The organism is Pseudomonas sp. 5Vm1k (genome assembly GCF_056161485.1).
Genome location: NZ_JBSPCZ010000005.1, coordinates 90,243 through 106,660 on the forward strand (window position 1 = coordinate 90,243; position 16,418 = coordinate 106,660).

Below are 16,418 nucleotides of genomic sequence, written 5' to 3' on the forward strand. Positions count from 1 at the left end.
ATGACCGACAACACCATCAATAAAGCCTTCGAAGCCGAGTGCCAGGCAGAAATCGCGCGTCAGGGCGATGACCAGAAACTGACCGGTCTGGCCCGGGATTTCTTCAACGAATCGGCCAAGCACAAGTACAGCTACCACTTCTCGTGGATGGGCCGCCCGATCATCCAGTTGCCGCAAGACATGATGGCGATGCAAGAGATCATCTGGAACGTCAAACCGGACCTGGTAATCGAATGCGGCATCGCCCACGGCGGCTCGATCATCTACTACGCGTCCCTGCTGGAACTGCAAGGCCACGGCGAAGTACTGGGCATCGACCTGGACATCCGCCCGCACAACCGCGAAGCCATCGAAAGCCACCCGATGAGCAAACGCATCAAGATGATCGAAGGTTCGAGCATCGACCCGGCAATCGCCGCCCAGGTCCGCGCTGCGGCCGAAGGCAAGAAAGTCATCCTGGTGCTGGACTCCAACCACACCCACGACCACGTGCTGGAAGAGCTGCGCCTCTACGCACCACTGGTTTCCGTCGACAGCTACTGCGTGGTGATGGACACCGTGGTGGAAGACATGCCGGCCGACTTCTTCCCGGACCGTCCATGGGGCCCGGGCGATAACCCGAAAACCGCCGTGTGGAAGTACCTGGAAGAAAACCAGGACTTCGAGATCGACCAGCAGATGCAAAACAAGCTGCTGCTCACCGTTGCACCGGACGGCTACCTGCGTCGCGTTCGTTAATTTCGGCACATCATTAAAGCGTTAACCAGGCGTTTCGCCGGTTGTGGGAGAGGTTATGCAAGGCAAGTCCGTTTCTGAGCACATGTTGCCGTTGAATGAGCTGCTGACGGTGGTGTTGATTTCCCACAACCGTCCGGCTTTTTTGCGCAGGGCGATGAAGTATTACGGCGACTTGCCTTGCAAAGTGCTGGTGCTCGATTCCGCCACAGAGCATTTCAAGGGCGAGATCCCCGACGTCGAATACCGGCACGTGTCGCAGTTTGCCTACAGTGGCTTCCAGGCCAAAATCGCCTATGGCGTGGAGCAAGTGACCACTCCGTACATGGTGCTGGCAGCCGACGATGACTTCATCGTGCATGAGGCGCTGGCCGAGTCGGTGGACTTCCTGGAAGCCAACGGCGACTACGGGATGTGCCACGGCTATTGCCTGATGTACCTGACCCTCGCCGGCAGCGTCAGCTACTACCGTCGCGACAAAAAGGTGTGCGAGGACTATTCGTCCGAGCGGCCTCAAGATCGCGTGGTCGAGTACATGCGCCAGTACCTGCCGCCGTTCTACGCGGTGACCCGTACCTCGCTGATGAAGTCCTGGTATTCGCTGCTGCCGCCGGGCACCAGTTTCCAATGGCAGGAAATCGGCCACGTCTACTACATGCTGGCATGCGCCAAGGCGCGAATCCTGCCGACCGCTTACGTGGTGCGTGAGATCAACTACGGCAACTCCGAGCACAACACCGAGGTGTATCACTCGCTGACCTACACCGATAGCAAATCGGTGGCCGAGCGTGAGGCCTTTGTCGAGTTCCTGGTCTCCTTGCCAACCGGCATCAAGGACCTCGATCCGGCGCAGGGCAAAGCGTTTGTGCAAGAAAGTTTCGATGCCATGATCGACAGCCTGCAAACCGGCCGGGCCCTGACGGCCGAGTTGATTTTCGGGTCCATCTGGAACAATGCCCTGAAGGAGCCCAAGCGTCGTTTCGGGCCCCAGCAGTACGTTGAGATGCCGTTCTACAATCAGGCCTTTTTCGATCAGTTGACCCGGTTCGAATTCCTGCTTCACACCTTGCCGGCCGGTCGTCTTCAACTCGAAGAGCTGGAAGGCGTATGGGCTCGCCAGGAACATTTGCTGGCCCCGCGCAACAACGACACGCCGGAAAGCGTGGTCGACCGTTTGTGGCAGGCGTACGACGCCAATGCGTTCAACCGTACGGTGGTCAAGCGTCTGGTGGCGCAACTGGAACTGCTGGGCGAAGACGAAGACGCGCAATCGATGCGTGACTGGATCGAGCGCATTGAAACCGTGTCGGTCGACGATCATCACCCGACGTTCGACAAGATGCTGTCGGGTCGCCTGCTCAAGTGGCTGGCACCCCGTCAGCCTGACACCGAACAGGCCGAGTCGATTGCCCGGCACTTGGCGGCCAATGATGGTGGCCCACAGTTCGGCATCTTCCTGCTTGACCTGGATAACAACGTCGACAAATTGCAGATCACCCTCGACAGCTTGCTCGAAGGCCACAGCAAAGCGTTCAAGGTTGTGGTCTTCACCACCGGCGAAGCACCGGCGGCAACCACGGCGCAAAATACCCTGCACTTTGTCCGGGTCACGCAGAGCAATTTTGTCGATAAGCTGAATCTGAGCGCCAACCAGTCGCCTTGCGACTGGCTGCTGCTGGCCGAGGCCGGCGATGAGTTCACCGCCGGCGGCCTGTTGCGCGCGAGCCTGGAGCTGCTGTCCGCCACCGACGTTCGCGCCGTGGCCACCGATGAAATCCAGCGTACCGATAACGGCGCATTGGTGGATGTGTTCCGCCCGGGTTTCAATCTTGACCTGTTGCAGAGCCTGCCGGCCCTGATGGCGCGCCACTGGCTGATCCGTCGGGACGTGTTGATCGATGCCGGTGGCTACCAGCCTGACTTCAGCAAGGCCCTGGAATTTGACCTGCTGTTGCGCATCATCGAAGAGGGTGGCCTGAGCGGCCTGGCTCATCTCGACGAGCCCCTGCTGATCGCCCAGGCCCCGGTGCTGGAAGAAAATGCCCATGAACGCCTGGCGTTGCTGCGTCATCTCGGCAACCGTGGCTACAAGGCCAAAATCACGTCGGCCACACCGGGTACCTACCAGATCGATTACCGCCATACCGAGCGTCCGCTGGTGTCGATCATTATCCCGGCCGGGGACGATCTGGCTGTGCTGCAACGGTGCCTGCAAGGCGTGTTGCTGCGTACCCGCTACACCCGCTACGAAGTGCTGATTGCGGTCAACCCGAATCAGTCGGCCGAGGTCAACGATTGGCTGGGCGCTCATCAGCATCCGAAAGTGCGCGTCCTGTGCGCTGACCGACCGCTGAGCAACGTGGCGCTGTACAACGCCGCCAGTCAGGAAGCAAAAGGCGAATACCTGGTGCTGCTGGCTACGGACGGTGAAGTGGTTAATCCGAACTGGATCGAGTCACTGCTCAACCACGCCCAGCGTCCGGAAGTGGGCATCGTCGGTGCCAAACTGGTTGATCGCGAAGGCAAGGTCACACAGGCCGGTTTGATTCTGGGAATGAATGGTGGCGTCGGTTCGGCCTTTGTCGGCGAACGCCACGACGCCAGCAGCAGCTACTTGCAAAGACTGGTGCTGGAACAGAATTACTCGGCAGTGTCGAAGGTGTGCCTGATGGTGCGCAAAGAACTGTTCGGCGCCCTCGGTGGCCTGGATGATGTGACGTTTGCCCAAGGCTTGAGCGATGTCGATCTGTGCCTCAAGGCAGGTCAGGCCGGTTACCTCACTGTATGGACGCCGCAGGTCCAGGTGATTCACCCGGGCGTGGTGTCACAGGCTCCAGAGGTGCTCGACGCCCTGCGTGAAAAATGGACCGCTGCCTTCGTGCAGGACCAGGCCTACAACGCCAATCTGGCGTTGACCGGCAAGGGTTTTGCCCTGGGTGAAAGTGCCCTGGTGAATTGGGCGCAGTTGCTCGCATAAACCTGGCTGACAGGCAAAAGGACTCAAGGCATGTTCAACGGTAAATCGATTTTCATCTCGGGCGGCACAGGGTCGTTCGGGCGCAACTTCATCCGCCGTTTGCTGGAGCAATACCAGCCCAAGCGCGTGGTGGTGTTCTCCCGTGATGAGCTCAAGCAGTACGAGATGCAGCAGACGTTCAACGCGCCGTGCATGCGCTATTTCCTCGGGGATGTGCGCGACGCCGAGCGTTTGCGCCAGGCCATGCGCGGTATCGATTACGTGGTGCATGCCGCCGCCTTGAAGCAGGTGCCGGCCGCCGAGTACAACCCGACCGAATGCATCCGCACCAACGTCAACGGCGCGGAAAACATCATCGCTGCGGCCATCGACAACGGCGTCAAGCAAGTGGTCGCGCTGTCCACCGACAAAGCGGCCAGTCCGATCAACCTGTACGGCGCGACCAAGCTGCTGTCGGACAAACTGTTCGTCGCCGCCAACAACATCGCCGGCGAACAGCAAACCCGGTTTTCCGTGGTGCGCTACGGCAACGTGGCCGGTTCGCGGGGCTCGGTGGTGCCGTTTTTCAGCAAGCTGATCAATGAAGGCGCCACCGAACTGCCGATCACCGACGAACGCATGACGCGGTTCTGGATCACTCTCGATCACGGCGTGCAATTCGTGCTCGACAGCTTTGCCCGGATGCACGGTGGTGAAGTGTTCGTGCCGAAGATCCCGTCGATTCGTATCGTCGATCTGGCGCGGGGCATGGCCGAGCACTTGCCGCACAAACACGTGGGGATTCGTCCGGGTGAAAAGCTGCATGAGCTGATGGTGCCGCTGGACGATGCGCGCATGACTCTTGAGTTCGCTGATCACTACACCATCCAGCCCTCGATTCGTTTCACCAGCGTCGACGTGGATTTTGCCGTGGACAAGCTGGGCGAGCAGGGCAAGCCAGTGAGCGAAGATTTCGAGTACCGCTCCGACACCAACCCGCATTACCTGTCGGTCGGCCAGATTGCCGATCTGCACGCGGACCTGTCGGCATGATTCCCTACGGTCGGCAGAGTCTCGATCAGGCGGATATCGATGCGGTAGTCGCCGTGTTGCAGTCTGACTGGCTGACCCAGGGCCCGACCATCGAGCGTTTCGAACAGGCCATGGCCGAACGTTGCCAGGCCGATTTTGCGGTGGCGGTGTGTAACGCCACGGCGGCGTTGCACATTGCTTGCCTGGCCGCCGGCCTCGGGCCAGGCGATCGCTTGTGGACCACACCCAATACCTTTTTGGCCTCGGCCAATTGCGGTCGCTACTGTGGCGCCGAGGTGGATTTCGTCGACATCGATCCGCTGACCTGGAACCTTGATGCCTACGCCTTGAAGGCGAAGCTGGAAGCGGCTGAAGACAACGGCACACTGCCCAAAGTGTTGGTGGCAGTAGCGTTCTCCGGGCAGAGCTGCGACATGCGCATGATCGCTGAACTGGCCGAGCGTTATGGTTTCACGGTCATCGAGGATGCCTCGCACGCGGTCGGCGCGTCCTATGCCGGGCGCCCGGTGGGTTGCGGTGAATTCGCCGCGATGACGGTGTTCAGTTTTCATCCGGTGAAAATCATTACCAGCGCCGAAGGCGGCATGGTGCTGACCAATCGCCGCGACCTGGCCGAGCGCCTGCAACGCCTGCGCAGCCACGGCATGACCCGCGACCCCGGGCAGATGACCGAACCCAGCCACGGCCCCTGGTATTACCAGCAAGTGGAGCTGGGCTTCAATTACCGCATCACTGACCTGCAAGCGGCCCTCGGGCTGTCGCAGTTGAACAAACTGGATGACTTCATCGCGCGTCGGCGTGAACTGGTGGCGCGTTATGACCGCTTGCTCGCGTATTTGCCACTGACCTTGCCCAGCCCCCAGCCCGAGGCCGAGTCGGCGTGGCATCTGTATGTGGTGCGCTTGCAACTGGATCGCATCAGCCTCAGCCATCGGCAAGTATTCGAAGGGTTGCGAGCGGCCGGCGTGGGGGTGAACCTGCACTACATCCCGGTGCATTTGCAGCCGTATTACCGCGACCTGGGTTTTGCCGAAGGGGACTTCCCCGAGGCCGAGCGTTACTACGCCGAGGCTATCAGCTTGCCGCTGTTTCCGTTGCTCAGTGATGAACAACAGGATTATGTGGTCGAGCAGCTGCGACGACTGACCGAATAACGCCGTAGCGCCCAATGTGGGAGCGGGCTTGCTCGCGAAAACGTCCTGTCAGCCAACATTAATGTCGCTGATACACCGCTTTCGCGAGCAAGCCCGCTCCCACAGGGTTCAGTGCTTTAAATGAGAGTGTGCAATGCGTGAACTGAGTGAGCAGGAAAAATTCTGGCAGGGCGACTTCGGTAATCAGTACGTTGATCGTAACGTCGGGCAACCGCTGGTGGCCGCCAACCTGGCGTTGTTTGCCAAGGCGTTGACCCGGGCCGGGCGGATTGAAAGCCTGGTGGAGTTGGGCACCAACGCCGGCAACAATTTGCAGGCGTTGCATCAGCTCTTGCCACAGTGCGAGCTGTTCGGTGTGGAGATCAATGCCAGCGCCTGTGCTCAGGCACAGGCATTGGGGATCGCACAGATCTGGCAAGGCTCGCTGTTCGATTTCCCCCGCGAGCGCAGCTTTGACCTGACCCTGAGCAAAGGCGTGCTGATTCATCTGGCGCCGGAGTTGCTGTCGGCAGCCTATGCGCAGCTGTATGAATTGAGCCAGCGTTACATCCTGATCGCCGAGTACTACAACCCGGCGCCGGTCGAGGTCTCGTATCGTGGCAACAGCGGCAAGTTGTTCAAGCGTGATTTTGCCGGTGAGATGCTCGATCGTTATGATGACTTGCAACTGGTGGATTACGGCTTCGGTTACCACCGCGATCCGCAATTCCCGGTGGATGACATCACCTGGTTTCTTCTGGAAAAGCGCCCTTGAATAACGTCGCAATCATCCCGGCCCGCGGTGGCAGCAAACGCATACCGCGCAAGAACCTCAAGCCGTTCGACGGCGTGCCGATGATTGCCCGTTCGATTCAAACCGCCCTCGATTCGGGCTTGTTCGCCCAGGTGGTAGTCAGCACCGACGACGAAGAAATCGCTGACCTTGCCCGGGCTTGCGGTGCGCAAGTACCGTTTATGCGCCCGGCGGCACTGGCGGATGATTTCACCGGCACGGCGCCCGTCATTGTCCATGCGCTGCAAGCGACGCAGGAGCAGGAATTTGATTTCGCCTGTTGCATCTACGCCACGGCGCCGCTGCTGCAAATCCGGTTTCTGCAACAGGGCCTGGAATTGCTGGAGCAGCACCCGGACAAATCCTTCGCGTTCTCGGTCTGCGACTTCGGTTTTGCGGTGCAGCGTGCTCTAACTCTTGATGAAGAAGGCGCCTTGACCGCGTTGTACCCGCAGTTTCGCGACACGCGCTCCCAGGACCTAACTCCGGCTTATCAGGATGCCGGGCAGTTCTATTGGGGGCGCAGCAGTGCCTGGCTGCGTGGCGAGGTGTTGTATTCGCCGCAGAGCCTGCCGGTGTTCCTGCCCAGATACCTGGTGCAAGACATCGACACCGTTGAGGACTGGAAACGCGCCGAGTACCTCTACGCGGCGCTGAAGGCTGGCGGTGAATTGCAATGAGGGTGCTGATTCGTTCCGACGCGTCACCGACTATTGGCAGCGGCCATATCGCCCGTTTGCTGCCCTTGGCCAGGACCTTGCGCAAGCAAGGCGTGCACGTGGCTTTTGCCTGTCGCGAGTTGCCGGGTCATCGACTGGACAGTCTGGCAGCCGAAGGTTTTGAAACGTTGCGTTTGCCCGATCGCTACCCCGACGAGGACCCGCAACAGGCCATCGAATCCATGCTGCCGTGGCAGGCGGACATTGCCGCGTTGGGCCTGGCGCTGGAAAACCACACGCTCTTCGACTGGATCATCGTCGACCATTATGGCCTCGATCATCACTGGCAGACCGCGGCCCGCCGCTGGGCGCCACGGATCGCGGCGGTGGACGATCTGGCGACACGCACTTATGACGTCGATCTGCTGCTCAATCAGAATTTGTCGGGTACGCCAGAAGCTTATGCAGGACTGATTGCCCCCGATTGCCGAACCTTGTTCGGGCCTCGCTTCGCTATGCTGCGCGAAGAATTCTGCTGCCCGGCGATAGACATCAAGCCTCAGGCAAAGCGCGTGCTGGTCAATTTCGGCGGCTTTGATGCGGCGAGACAAACCCATCACGCGATGCTGGCGCTGGCGGATTTTCATGAGCTGGACGTCAACTTCGTCGCCGGTGCCGACAATCCGGCCTGGGACGAGATGCAAGCGCTGGCGACTGATCGTCCGAATTGGCGCCTGCACAGTTTTGTCAGTGAGTTTTATCGATTGATGACCGAGGCCGACCTGTTTATCGGTGCCGGTGGCGGCACCAGTTGGGAACGGGCGGCCATGGGGCTGCCGACGATCTGTATTGCCGTGTCGAATAACCAGCAGGCCAACGGCGAGGTCATGGCGACTGCCGGTGCTCATGTGTTTCTTGGGGCACGTGAGCAGGTCAGCGTCGAACAGTTGCGTCAGGCCATCGGTTTTGTCGCGGGCAATCAGGGTTTGCGCCAGAGCATGGCCGAACGTTCCCGGCAGTTGGTCGATGGCCGTGGTGCGCAACGGGTGGCGGCCGCGCTGGTGGGTGCGGTGTTGCCGGTGCGCGAGGCGACCCTGGACGATGCGCGATTGTTGTTCGAGGGCCGCAATGCCGACGCTGTGCGGCACTGGTCGCTGGACAGCCGCGTCATCGATTGGCCTACGCATCAGGCTTGGTTGGCCGCAAGCCTGGACAATCCGCAGCGGTTGCTGTTGATTGCCGAAGCGGATGACGGCCCGGTCGGTGCGCTGCGTTACGACCTTCACGGCGTTAGCGCAGAAGTTTCGATTTATCTCTTCGAAGGCCGCTTTGGGCTGGGCTGGGGCAGGGCGCTGCTGGCTCGCGGCGAAGCATTCGTGAAGGCCCGTTGGCCGCAGTTGCAAACCATCACTGCTCAAGTATTGCCCGCCAACCAGCCGTCGCTGAGTCTTTTTCGCGAAGCAGGTTTCACCCAGCATGCTTGTGCGTTTACCCGCGCTTTAAAGGATCACCGCGATGACTAGCTTCAAGATTGGCGAGCGCTTGATCGGCGCCGAGGCCCCGCCGTTTATCATTGCCGAGATGAGCGGCAACCATAACCAGTCCCTGGAGGTGGCGCTGCAAATCGTCGAGGCTGCCGCGAAGGCCGGTGCCCACGCCTTGAAGCTGCAAACCTACACTGCCGAGACCATGACCCTGGACCTTGATGAAGGCGAGTTCTTCATCAAGGACCCCAACAGCCTGTGGGCCGGCACTTCGTTGTACGCGTTGTACGAGAAGGCCCATACGCCGTGGGAATGGCACGCGCCGATTTTCGCCCGCGCCAAAGAGCTGGGCATGCTCGCCTTCTCGACGCCGTTCGACGACACCGCCGTGGACTTCCTCGAAAGCCTCGACGTGCCGGCCTACAAGATTGCCAGTTTCGAAAACACTGACTTGCCGCTGATCCGCCGGGTCGCCGCCACCGGCAAACCGCTGATCATCTCCACCGGCATGGCCAGCATCGCCGAGCTCGACGAAACCGTGCGTGCCGCCCGTGAGGCCGGTTGCAAGGACCTGGTGCTGCTCAAATGCACCAGCACCTACCCGGCGACGCCGGCCAACAGCAATGTGCGAACGATTCCACATCTGCGCGAATTGTTTGGTTGCGAAGTCGGGTTGTCGGATCACTCCATGGGCGTCGGCGTTTCTGTCGCGGCGGTGGCGCTTGGGGCGACGGTGGTGGAAAAACACTTCACCCTCGACCGTGCCGCCGGCGGGGTGGACGCCAGTTTCTCGCTGGAGCCGGCCGAACTGGCCAGCCTGGTGATCGAAACCGAGCGCGCCTGGCAGGCCATGGGGCAGGTGCGTTACGGCGTGACCGAGGCCGAGCGCAAATCGCTGGTGTACCGCCGCTCGCTGTACGTCACCCAGGACATGGCTGCCGGCGAAGCCTTCACCGCCGCCAATCTGCGGGCCATCCGCCCGGGCCTGGGGCTGGCGCCCAAACACGCTGAAAGCCTTCTGGGCCGCCGCGCTCGCCAGGCAATCAAGCGTGGCACAGCGCTGGACTGGTCATTGGTCGAATAACCCTTGGCGGGTTGATTCGGCAAAATAGCGTGACCTGTGAGTCATAACGCGCATCTTCACTGTATTGTATTGACCGGGGAGATGGCGCCTGGCCCGTTATCGGGTCCAGTGATAGCCCTTGACGCTTCCCGCTGTCGCCCGTGTCGGGCGGCTGAAAATCTCTGAATGTCGGCGCCCCTCGAATCATTGCGAGCGGTGGTATTGGGCTGTTTATTATTGGGAAGCCGTAATGATTGGCATAAAAAGCATTGCGAGCTACGTTCCTGTAGCCGGCGTGGACAATTACGCACAAGGTGCAAAATTCGAGAAGGATGAAGAGTTCATCCTGGGCAAGATCGGTTCGGCCTTCCTGCCGCGCAAAGACGCTGAGCAAGAAACCTCGGACCTGTGTGTCGAAGCGGCCAATGCGCTGTTCGCCAACAACCCCGATTTGAAACGTGAAGCCGTCGACGTGCTGATCGTCGTCACCCAGAACGGTGACGAAGAAGGCCTGCCACATACCGCCGCCATCGTTCAGGACAAACTGGGCCTGTCGACCAACGTGGCCGCGTTTGATATTTCCCTGGGCTGCTCGGGTTATGTCTATGGCATCTACGCGATCAAGGGCTTCATGGAAGCCACTGGCCTGAAAAACGGTCTGCTAATTACCGCCGATCCGTACTCCAAGATCGTCGATCCGGAAGACCGCAACACCACCATGTTGTTCGGCGATGCCGCCACCGCGACCTGGATGGGCGAGGGCGCGCCGTGGCAACTGGGCAAGGCCAAGTTCGGCACCGACGGTTCTGGCGCGCCGCATTTGAAGGTTTCCGATGGGGTGTTCTATATGAACGGTCGTCAGGTCTTCAACTTTGCGCTGCTTAAAGTCCCGGCGCACTTGCATGAGTTGCTCGATGAGTCTGGCCTGAAAGCCGATGATATCGATGCCTTCTGCATCCACCAGGGCAGTGCGGCGATTGTCGATGCCGTGGCCCGCCGTTTCGAAGGCGAGCCGGAGAAATTCATCAAGGACATGGTCGAGACCGGTAACACCGTGTCGTCGAGCATTCCGTTGTTGCTGGAAAAACACGTCCTGGACTCGGACTGGAAGCGCGTGGCGCTGAGCGGTTTTGGTGTAGGGCTGTCGTGGGGCTCGGCGATCATCTATCGTCCTTGACCCCGCTCTCGTAGGAGCTGCCGAAGCTGCGATCTTTTGATCCTGCTTTTCGGCAACCTTGAAAAGATCAATATCAAAAGATCGCAGCGTGCGGCAGCTACAGGGTTGCACAGTGGTCTTTAAGATCAGAAGAGCCGATACAAAAATAGCGTTCAAGGGTTAACCTTGAACGCTATTTTTTTTGCCTGTGAAAAAAGCGAGGCAGCATGAGCGAAAGCTTTGACGACAATGCTCGGGTGATTGAGCGGCGCTGGCCGGCGCTGCATACGCGGTTGATGCTGGAAGACAGTACTTCGGTCCAGGCTGAACTGTGCGAAGGGCTGGGCTCGACGCTGAGTATCGGCGGCATACAACTCACCAGTCGTCATGATCGTGTCCGCGAAGCCCGTGTTCAGGCGGCCAGCCTGCCGACGGACAAGCCGCAGTTGCATGTTTACGGCACCGGTCTGGGCGACTTGCCGACCGTCCTGCTGGAGCGCGACGAGCTAGAGCGCTTGTATGTGCATATTCTCAATGGCGCGCTGTTTGCGCTGGTGCTGCAGTTGCTCGATCAGCGGCAATGGCTCGATGACCCGCGGGTAGAGCTGTTGTATGCCGGTGATCAAGCGGATATCTACACACCGTTTTTTGCGCTGCCTTGCGAGATGGTGCTGGCAGACGACTTCAACGCGAAGATTCGTGATCGACTGGTCAGCGAAGTGCACCTGAGTTTCAACAACCGCGAGTTCGATCCGCAGTCCCCGATGATTCTCCAGCGTTTGCAGGACAGCCTAGAGCTGCTGCTCGCCGATGATGACGTTGCGCGGCTGTTCGGCACATGCGCGGGCCAGGAAATCTATGTGATCGCCACCGGGCCGAGCCTTGAAAGCCATTTCAAGCAATTGGCGGCGATTCGCGAACAGGCGCAGCGGCCACTGTTCATTTGTGTCGACACCGCCTATCGACCGCTGCGAGAACACGGGATCAAGCCTGACCTGGTGGTGAGCATCGACCAGCGCATCAGCTTCCGGCACTTGCCCTTCGAGGATTCCGACGGCATCCCGCTGGTGTACTTGCCCATGAGCGACCCCCAAGTGTTGAAGGCCTGGAAGGGCAAGCGCTATGGCGGCTACTCGGCCAGCCCGATCTACGCCACGCTGCGTCGCCAGCACGTCCGGGCGCAACTGTACGTGGGCGGCAGCGTGATTCATCCGGCGGTGGATCTGGCCGTGAAGATGGGCGCCGAGCGCATTACCTTGTTTGGCGCCGACTTTGCCTTCCCGATGAACAAGACCCATGCCGGCTGGGGTGACGGTGATCTGGGGCCTGGGGTGAACCTGGCCCGGCACTGGGTGCGCGACGGGCATGGCGAGCGGGTCAGGACGCAGTTGAATTTCCGCAGCTACCTGTGTGAGCTGGAGCGATACATCGCCGGTCACCCCGAGGTGAGTTTCTTTAACAGCAGCCGGGCGGGCGCCATGATCGCCGGCACACAGTTCAATCGGGAATTCGTGCAATGAGTGAGCTTTCGCAATGCATCAATGAATGCCGGCAATGTGCGGGGTTGTTTCGTCTGGGCCGGGATGTCGAGGCGGCATTGACCATGGTCGATGTATTCGATGAGGCGCAGCGCTTGTTATTGACCGCGCCTCAAGATGTGCAACTGAAGTGGGCGCAGGTGCTCACGCAAATGCTGGCCTGCCAGGAACGCCAGGATTGGTTGGGGCTCGCCGACTTTATGGAATATGAAGCGGTGGATTTGCTGGAAAACGTTCAGGTCTGAAAGGCAGGCGACGGCTCTGGTTGGGATGTTTGGGTGTCGGACGGTTTTATGGCGTCATTTTTCGGGTGGCAGGGGGCCGCTAAGCCTTTGTTTTCTAGGGGGTGGCAGTGTGATGGCAATATTTTTTTAAAAAGCCCTCAAGCAACCTGCATTCCCGACGATAACTATTACGAAGGTTCTCTAGGCCATACCCGGCGGTTGCCAGGGCCGGAAGCCGCAGTACCCAACCAACGAGGAATTCGTCATGGCTTTAACAGTAAACACCAACACCACGTCGTTGAACGTTCAGAAAAACCTGAACCGCGCTTCCGACGCTCTGTCGACTTCGATGTCTCGTCTTTCTTCCGGCCTGAAAATCAACAGCGCTAAAGACGACGCTGCCGGCCTGCAGATCTCCAACCGTATGTCCTCGCAGATTCGCGGTCAGAACGTTGCGGTTAAAAACGCCAACGACGGTATCTCGATGGCTCAGACCGCTGAAGGCGCTCTGCAAGAATCCACCAACATTCTGCAACGTATGCGTGAACTGGCTGTACAAGCACGTAACGGCACCAACGGCACTGCTGACCAGACCGCAACCAACGCTGAATTCGCTCAGATGTCTGACGAACTGACTCGTATCGCGGCTTCGACCAACCTGAACGGCAAGCAACTGCTGGACGGTTCGGCTGGCACCATGACCCTGCAGGTTGGTTCCAACACTGGTACCGCCAACCACATCGACCTGACCCTGAGCTCCAAGTTCGACGCCGTCAGCCTGTCGGTAGGTAGCGGTACTGTAGCTCTGACCGGTACTACCGCTGTTTCGGGTGCTGGCTCCGCTGCAACCAACATCGATAACGCGATCACCGCAATCGACGCTGCAATCGCTGCCATCGGTGCAACCCGTGCAAACCTGGGTGCTTCGCAAAACCGTCTGACCAGCACCATCTCCAACCTGCAAAACATCACTGAAAACGTTACTGCTGCTCAAGGTCGCGTACAAGATACCGACTTCGCCGCAGAAACCGCTAACCTGACCAAACAGCAAACTCTGCAACAAGCTTCCACCGCTGTTCTGGCCCAGGCTAACCAGCTGCCATCCGCTGTACTGAAACTGCTTCAGTAATATCGGATTGAGTTTTGGCGGGGGAGTGCGCTTGCGTGCTCTCTCGCTTTTTCCGTTTAAAAGGTTAAGAGGTGATGGTCATGGACATGAGCGTGAAGCTGAACTTGTCTTACCCGGCCCCGAAACCGGCGGTCAGCACTACCGATAAGCCGGCGGATGCGCCTCGCACCGAAGTTCCCCAGGCTGTCGCGGCAACTGCAAAAAGCTCGAATTCAGACAACTCGGACACTTCGGACAACTCGGATAAGTTGAAAATGGCCGTTCAGGAGATCGAAAAGTTTGTTCAGTCGGTCAAGCGTAACCTCGAATTTTCTATCGACGAAACGTCCGGCAAAGTCATCGTCAAGGTGATTGCCAGCGAATCCGGTGAAGTGATTCGACAGATTCCGTCGGCCGAAGCGATGAAACTGGCTGAAAGCCTGCACAACGCCAGTAATGTTTTGTTCGATGCCAAAGCCTGACACTGGCATGAAACGTGTTTGTACGATCATTGACCGCGCATAGTGGTCAAAAGACCGGCGACACATAGATAGGGAGATGCACATGGCAAGTCCAATTCTACCGGGTTCGGGTCTAGGGTCCGGTCTCGACATCGGTGCGATCGTGACCGCGCTGGTCAACTCCGACAAATCGGCCAAACAGACGCTGATCACCAATCAGACGACTATCAACACGGCCAAGATTTCTGCAACCGGTTCGTTGAAGTCGGCTCTGGCAGCGTTCCAGACCGCAATGACCAACCTGGGCAAAAAAGACGCGCCTGCGTTTTCCGGTTTTACCGCGACGTCGAGCGCACCAACGACATTGACTGTCACCTCGGATAACACGGCGGTAAACGGTAGCTATAGCGTTGTAGTAAACAACCTGGCAACCGGCTCGAAAGTGGCCAGTGCGGCATTTGCCGGCGGAGCCACCAGTGCCATTCCGACTGGTACGTTGAAAATCAGTCAAAATGGTATTGATTACCCGGTGACCATTGCTGCAGGCGCCACCCTGCAGACCACTCGTGACGCGATCAACACCACGCTGCAAAGCAAAGGCATCAGCGCCAACATCGTGACCGATGCCAATGGTTCACGATTGGTGATTGGTTCTACGGTGACGGGCGCAGGCTCTGACCTGAGCGTCAGCGGTATTGCCGGCCTGGAAATCGATGGCACCAACAGCCTGGGGAACACTCCAGCTGCCGGTGCTTCCGGCAACATCGGTGGTTTGGCCACGGATGCCAAGGTCACGATCGATGGTTTGACCGTCACCAGCAAAAGCAACACGATCAGCCAGGCGGTCGGTGGTCTCAACATGACCCTGGTAGCGGCCAATGCCACACCGGTTACGGTCAGCGTCGGCACCAACACAGATGGCCTGAAGACGTCGTTGCAGTCGTTCGTCGATGCCTACAACACCGTGATCAACACTCTGACCACGCTCACCAAGCCTAGCCTGGATGATGAGGGCAATCCGACCATCGGCGCGGCCATGACCGGTGACTCCCTGCCACGTAACCTGATCACTGCCGTGCGCAATGAGCTGGTTGCTCCGGGGGCGGGCGGTCAATTGTCGGTGCTGTCGCAGTTGGGTATCCAGACCGATCAGAAGACCGGTACGTTGACCATTGATGCGACCAAGTACGCCAAGGCGATGGCAACCCCGGGGATGAGCAGTTCGGTACAGAACCTGTTCACCGGCACTGACGCAAAAAATGGCCTGCTGGCGCGCATGTCGGCGGCGATCACACCGTACTCCCAGACCGGCGGCATTCTCGATCAGCGCAACACCAGCCTGAGCAAGGTCCAGAAGGACCTGAGCACTCAGCAGACGGCACTGGACCTGCGCGTGACCAACCTTACGGCGTCCCTGACTGCCAAGTACAACGCAATGGACCTGTTGGTCGGCCAGATGAAGGCCACCGCCAGCAACATCACTGGTTTCTTTGCGTCGTTGAACGCTCAGCAGTCCGCCAAGTAGTCATGGGCTGACGACAAAAACCCGGCTTCGCTTTCAGGCGTGCGCCGGGTTTTTGTCTTCTGATCTAAAGTTTTCAGGCTCGCAGACGATACACTGGTCATACGAGTCATTGAGTGGCAATGAGGTAGAACATGAATCCGATGTTAGCCCTTCGGCAATATCAGAAGGTTGGGGCGCAAGCCCAGACGTCCGAAGCCAGTCCGCACCGTCTGGTGCAAATGCTGATGGAAGGCGGCCTGGATCGCATTGCTCAGGCCAAAGGCGCGATGGAGCGCAAGGACATTCCTGGTAAAGGAACGTCGATCAGCAAGGCCATCGGCATCATTGGTGGCTTGCGTGAAGGCCTGGATCTGGAAAAAGCCGCCGATACCGTCGGTGAGCTCGACCGTCTCTACGCTTACATGATGAAGCGCCTCGCCGAGGCGAACATCAAGAGCGATCCGCGGATTCTCGATGAAGTCGCTGGTCTGCTGCGCACGGTAAAAGAAGGCTGGGATGCCATCGCCGCGCCTGGTCCGCAGTTTTAAGGA

The 16,418-nt window shown here is 59.2% G+C and carries 15 protein-coding genes; all 15 read left to right on the forward strand.

What is annotated here, in order from left to right; genetic code table 11:
- The 15 genes from ACWIKB_RS11770 (at position 1) to fliS (ending at position 16,415) form a co-directional block, all read left to right on the forward strand.
- Complete coding sequence (locus ACWIKB_RS11770; RefSeq protein WP_475266938.1) at positions 1 to 738, forward strand: cephalosporin hydroxylase family protein; 738 nt, start codon at positions 1 to 3, stop codon at positions 736 to 738.
- A 55-nt stretch (positions 739 to 793) separates the two neighbouring features.
- Positions 794 to 3,712, forward strand: coding sequence for a glycosyltransferase family 2 protein (locus ACWIKB_RS11775; protein ID WP_475266939.1), 2,919 nt, complete (start codon positions 794 to 796; stop codon positions 3,710 to 3,712).
- Positions 3,713 to 3,742: 30 nt separating this feature from the next.
- Positions 3,743 to 4,744 carry a UDP-N-acetylglucosamine 4,6-dehydratase (inverting) gene (gene pseB / locus ACWIKB_RS11780; protein ID WP_475266941.1) on the forward strand — a complete coding sequence of 334 codons (1,002 nt, stop codon included), beginning with the start codon at positions 3,743 to 3,745 and terminating at the stop codon, positions 4,742 to 4,744.
- Positions 4,741 to 5,898 (forward strand): UDP-4-amino-4,6-dideoxy-N-acetyl-beta-L-altrosamine transaminase, encoded by a 1,158-nt coding sequence (pseC, locus tag ACWIKB_RS11785; protein WP_475266942.1) that lies wholly within the window; start codon positions 4,741 to 4,743, stop codon positions 5,896 to 5,898. The genes pseB and pseC overlap by 4 nt, the downstream gene beginning before the upstream one ends.
- Before the next feature lie 133 nt (positions 5,899 to 6,031).
- Positions 6,032 to 6,652: a pseudaminic acid biosynthesis-associated methylase gene (locus tag ACWIKB_RS11790; RefSeq protein WP_475266944.1), complete on the forward strand. Its 621-nt coding sequence runs from the start codon at positions 6,032 to 6,034 to the stop codon at positions 6,650 to 6,652.
- Positions 6,649 to 7,350: a pseudaminic acid cytidylyltransferase gene (gene pseF, locus ACWIKB_RS11795; RefSeq protein WP_475266946.1), complete on the forward strand. Its 702-nt coding sequence runs from the start codon at positions 6,649 to 6,651 to the stop codon at positions 7,348 to 7,350. Before ACWIKB_RS11790 ends, pseF begins: the two co-directional genes overlap by 4 nt.
- The gene (gene pseG, locus ACWIKB_RS11800) at positions 7,347 to 8,852 is read left to right on the forward strand and encodes a UDP-2,4-diacetamido-2,4,6-trideoxy-beta-L-altropyranose hydrolase (RefSeq protein ID WP_475266948.1); all 1,506 of its coding nucleotides are present in this window, start codon (positions 7,347 to 7,349) and stop codon (positions 8,850 to 8,852) included. The genes pseF and pseG overlap by 4 nt, the downstream gene beginning before the upstream one ends.
- On the forward strand, positions 8,845 to 9,897 hold the full coding sequence (gene pseI / locus ACWIKB_RS11805) for a pseudaminic acid synthase (protein ID WP_475266949.1): 1,053 nt from the start codon (positions 8,845 to 8,847) through the stop codon (positions 9,895 to 9,897). The genes pseG and pseI overlap by 8 nt, the downstream gene beginning before the upstream one ends.
- 229 nt (positions 9,898 to 10,126) lie before the next feature.
- Complete coding sequence (locus tag ACWIKB_RS11810; RefSeq protein WP_475266950.1) at positions 10,127 to 11,053, forward strand: ketoacyl-ACP synthase III; 927 nt, start codon at positions 10,127 to 10,129, stop codon at positions 11,051 to 11,053.
- A gap of 206 nt (positions 11,054 to 11,259) precedes the next feature.
- The gene (locus ACWIKB_RS11815) at positions 11,260 to 12,552 is read left to right on the forward strand and encodes a motility associated factor glycosyltransferase family protein (protein ID WP_475266951.1); all 1,293 of its coding nucleotides are present in this window, start codon (positions 11,260 to 11,262) and stop codon (positions 12,550 to 12,552) included.
- Complete coding sequence (locus ACWIKB_RS11820; protein ID WP_475266952.1) at positions 12,549 to 12,815, forward strand: hypothetical protein; 267 nt, start codon at positions 12,549 to 12,551, stop codon at positions 12,813 to 12,815. Before ACWIKB_RS11815 ends, ACWIKB_RS11820 begins: the two co-directional genes overlap by 4 nt.
- A gap of 244 nt (positions 12,816 to 13,059) precedes the next feature.
- Entirely contained in the window at positions 13,060 to 13,923 is an 864-nt protein-coding gene (locus ACWIKB_RS11825; protein WP_123409194.1) for a flagellin domain-containing protein, read from the forward strand.
- Positions 13,924 to 14,003: 80 nt separating this feature from the next.
- A complete protein-coding gene (locus ACWIKB_RS11830) occupies positions 14,004 to 14,384 on the forward strand; it encodes a flagellar protein FlaG (protein ID WP_475266953.1) in 381 nt (126 codons plus the stop codon).
- A gap of 82 nt (positions 14,385 to 14,466) precedes the next feature.
- Positions 14,467 to 15,888 (forward strand): flagellar filament capping protein FliD, encoded by a 1,422-nt coding sequence (gene fliD / locus ACWIKB_RS11835; RefSeq protein ID WP_475266954.1) that lies wholly within the window; start codon positions 14,467 to 14,469, stop codon positions 15,886 to 15,888.
- Between the two features lie 131 nt (positions 15,889 to 16,019).
- On the forward strand, positions 16,020 to 16,415 hold the full coding sequence (gene fliS, locus ACWIKB_RS11840; RefSeq protein WP_054049312.1) for a flagellar export chaperone FliS: 396 nt from the start codon (positions 16,020 to 16,022) through the stop codon (positions 16,413 to 16,415).
- Positions 16,416 to 16,418 lie beyond the last annotated feature (3 nt).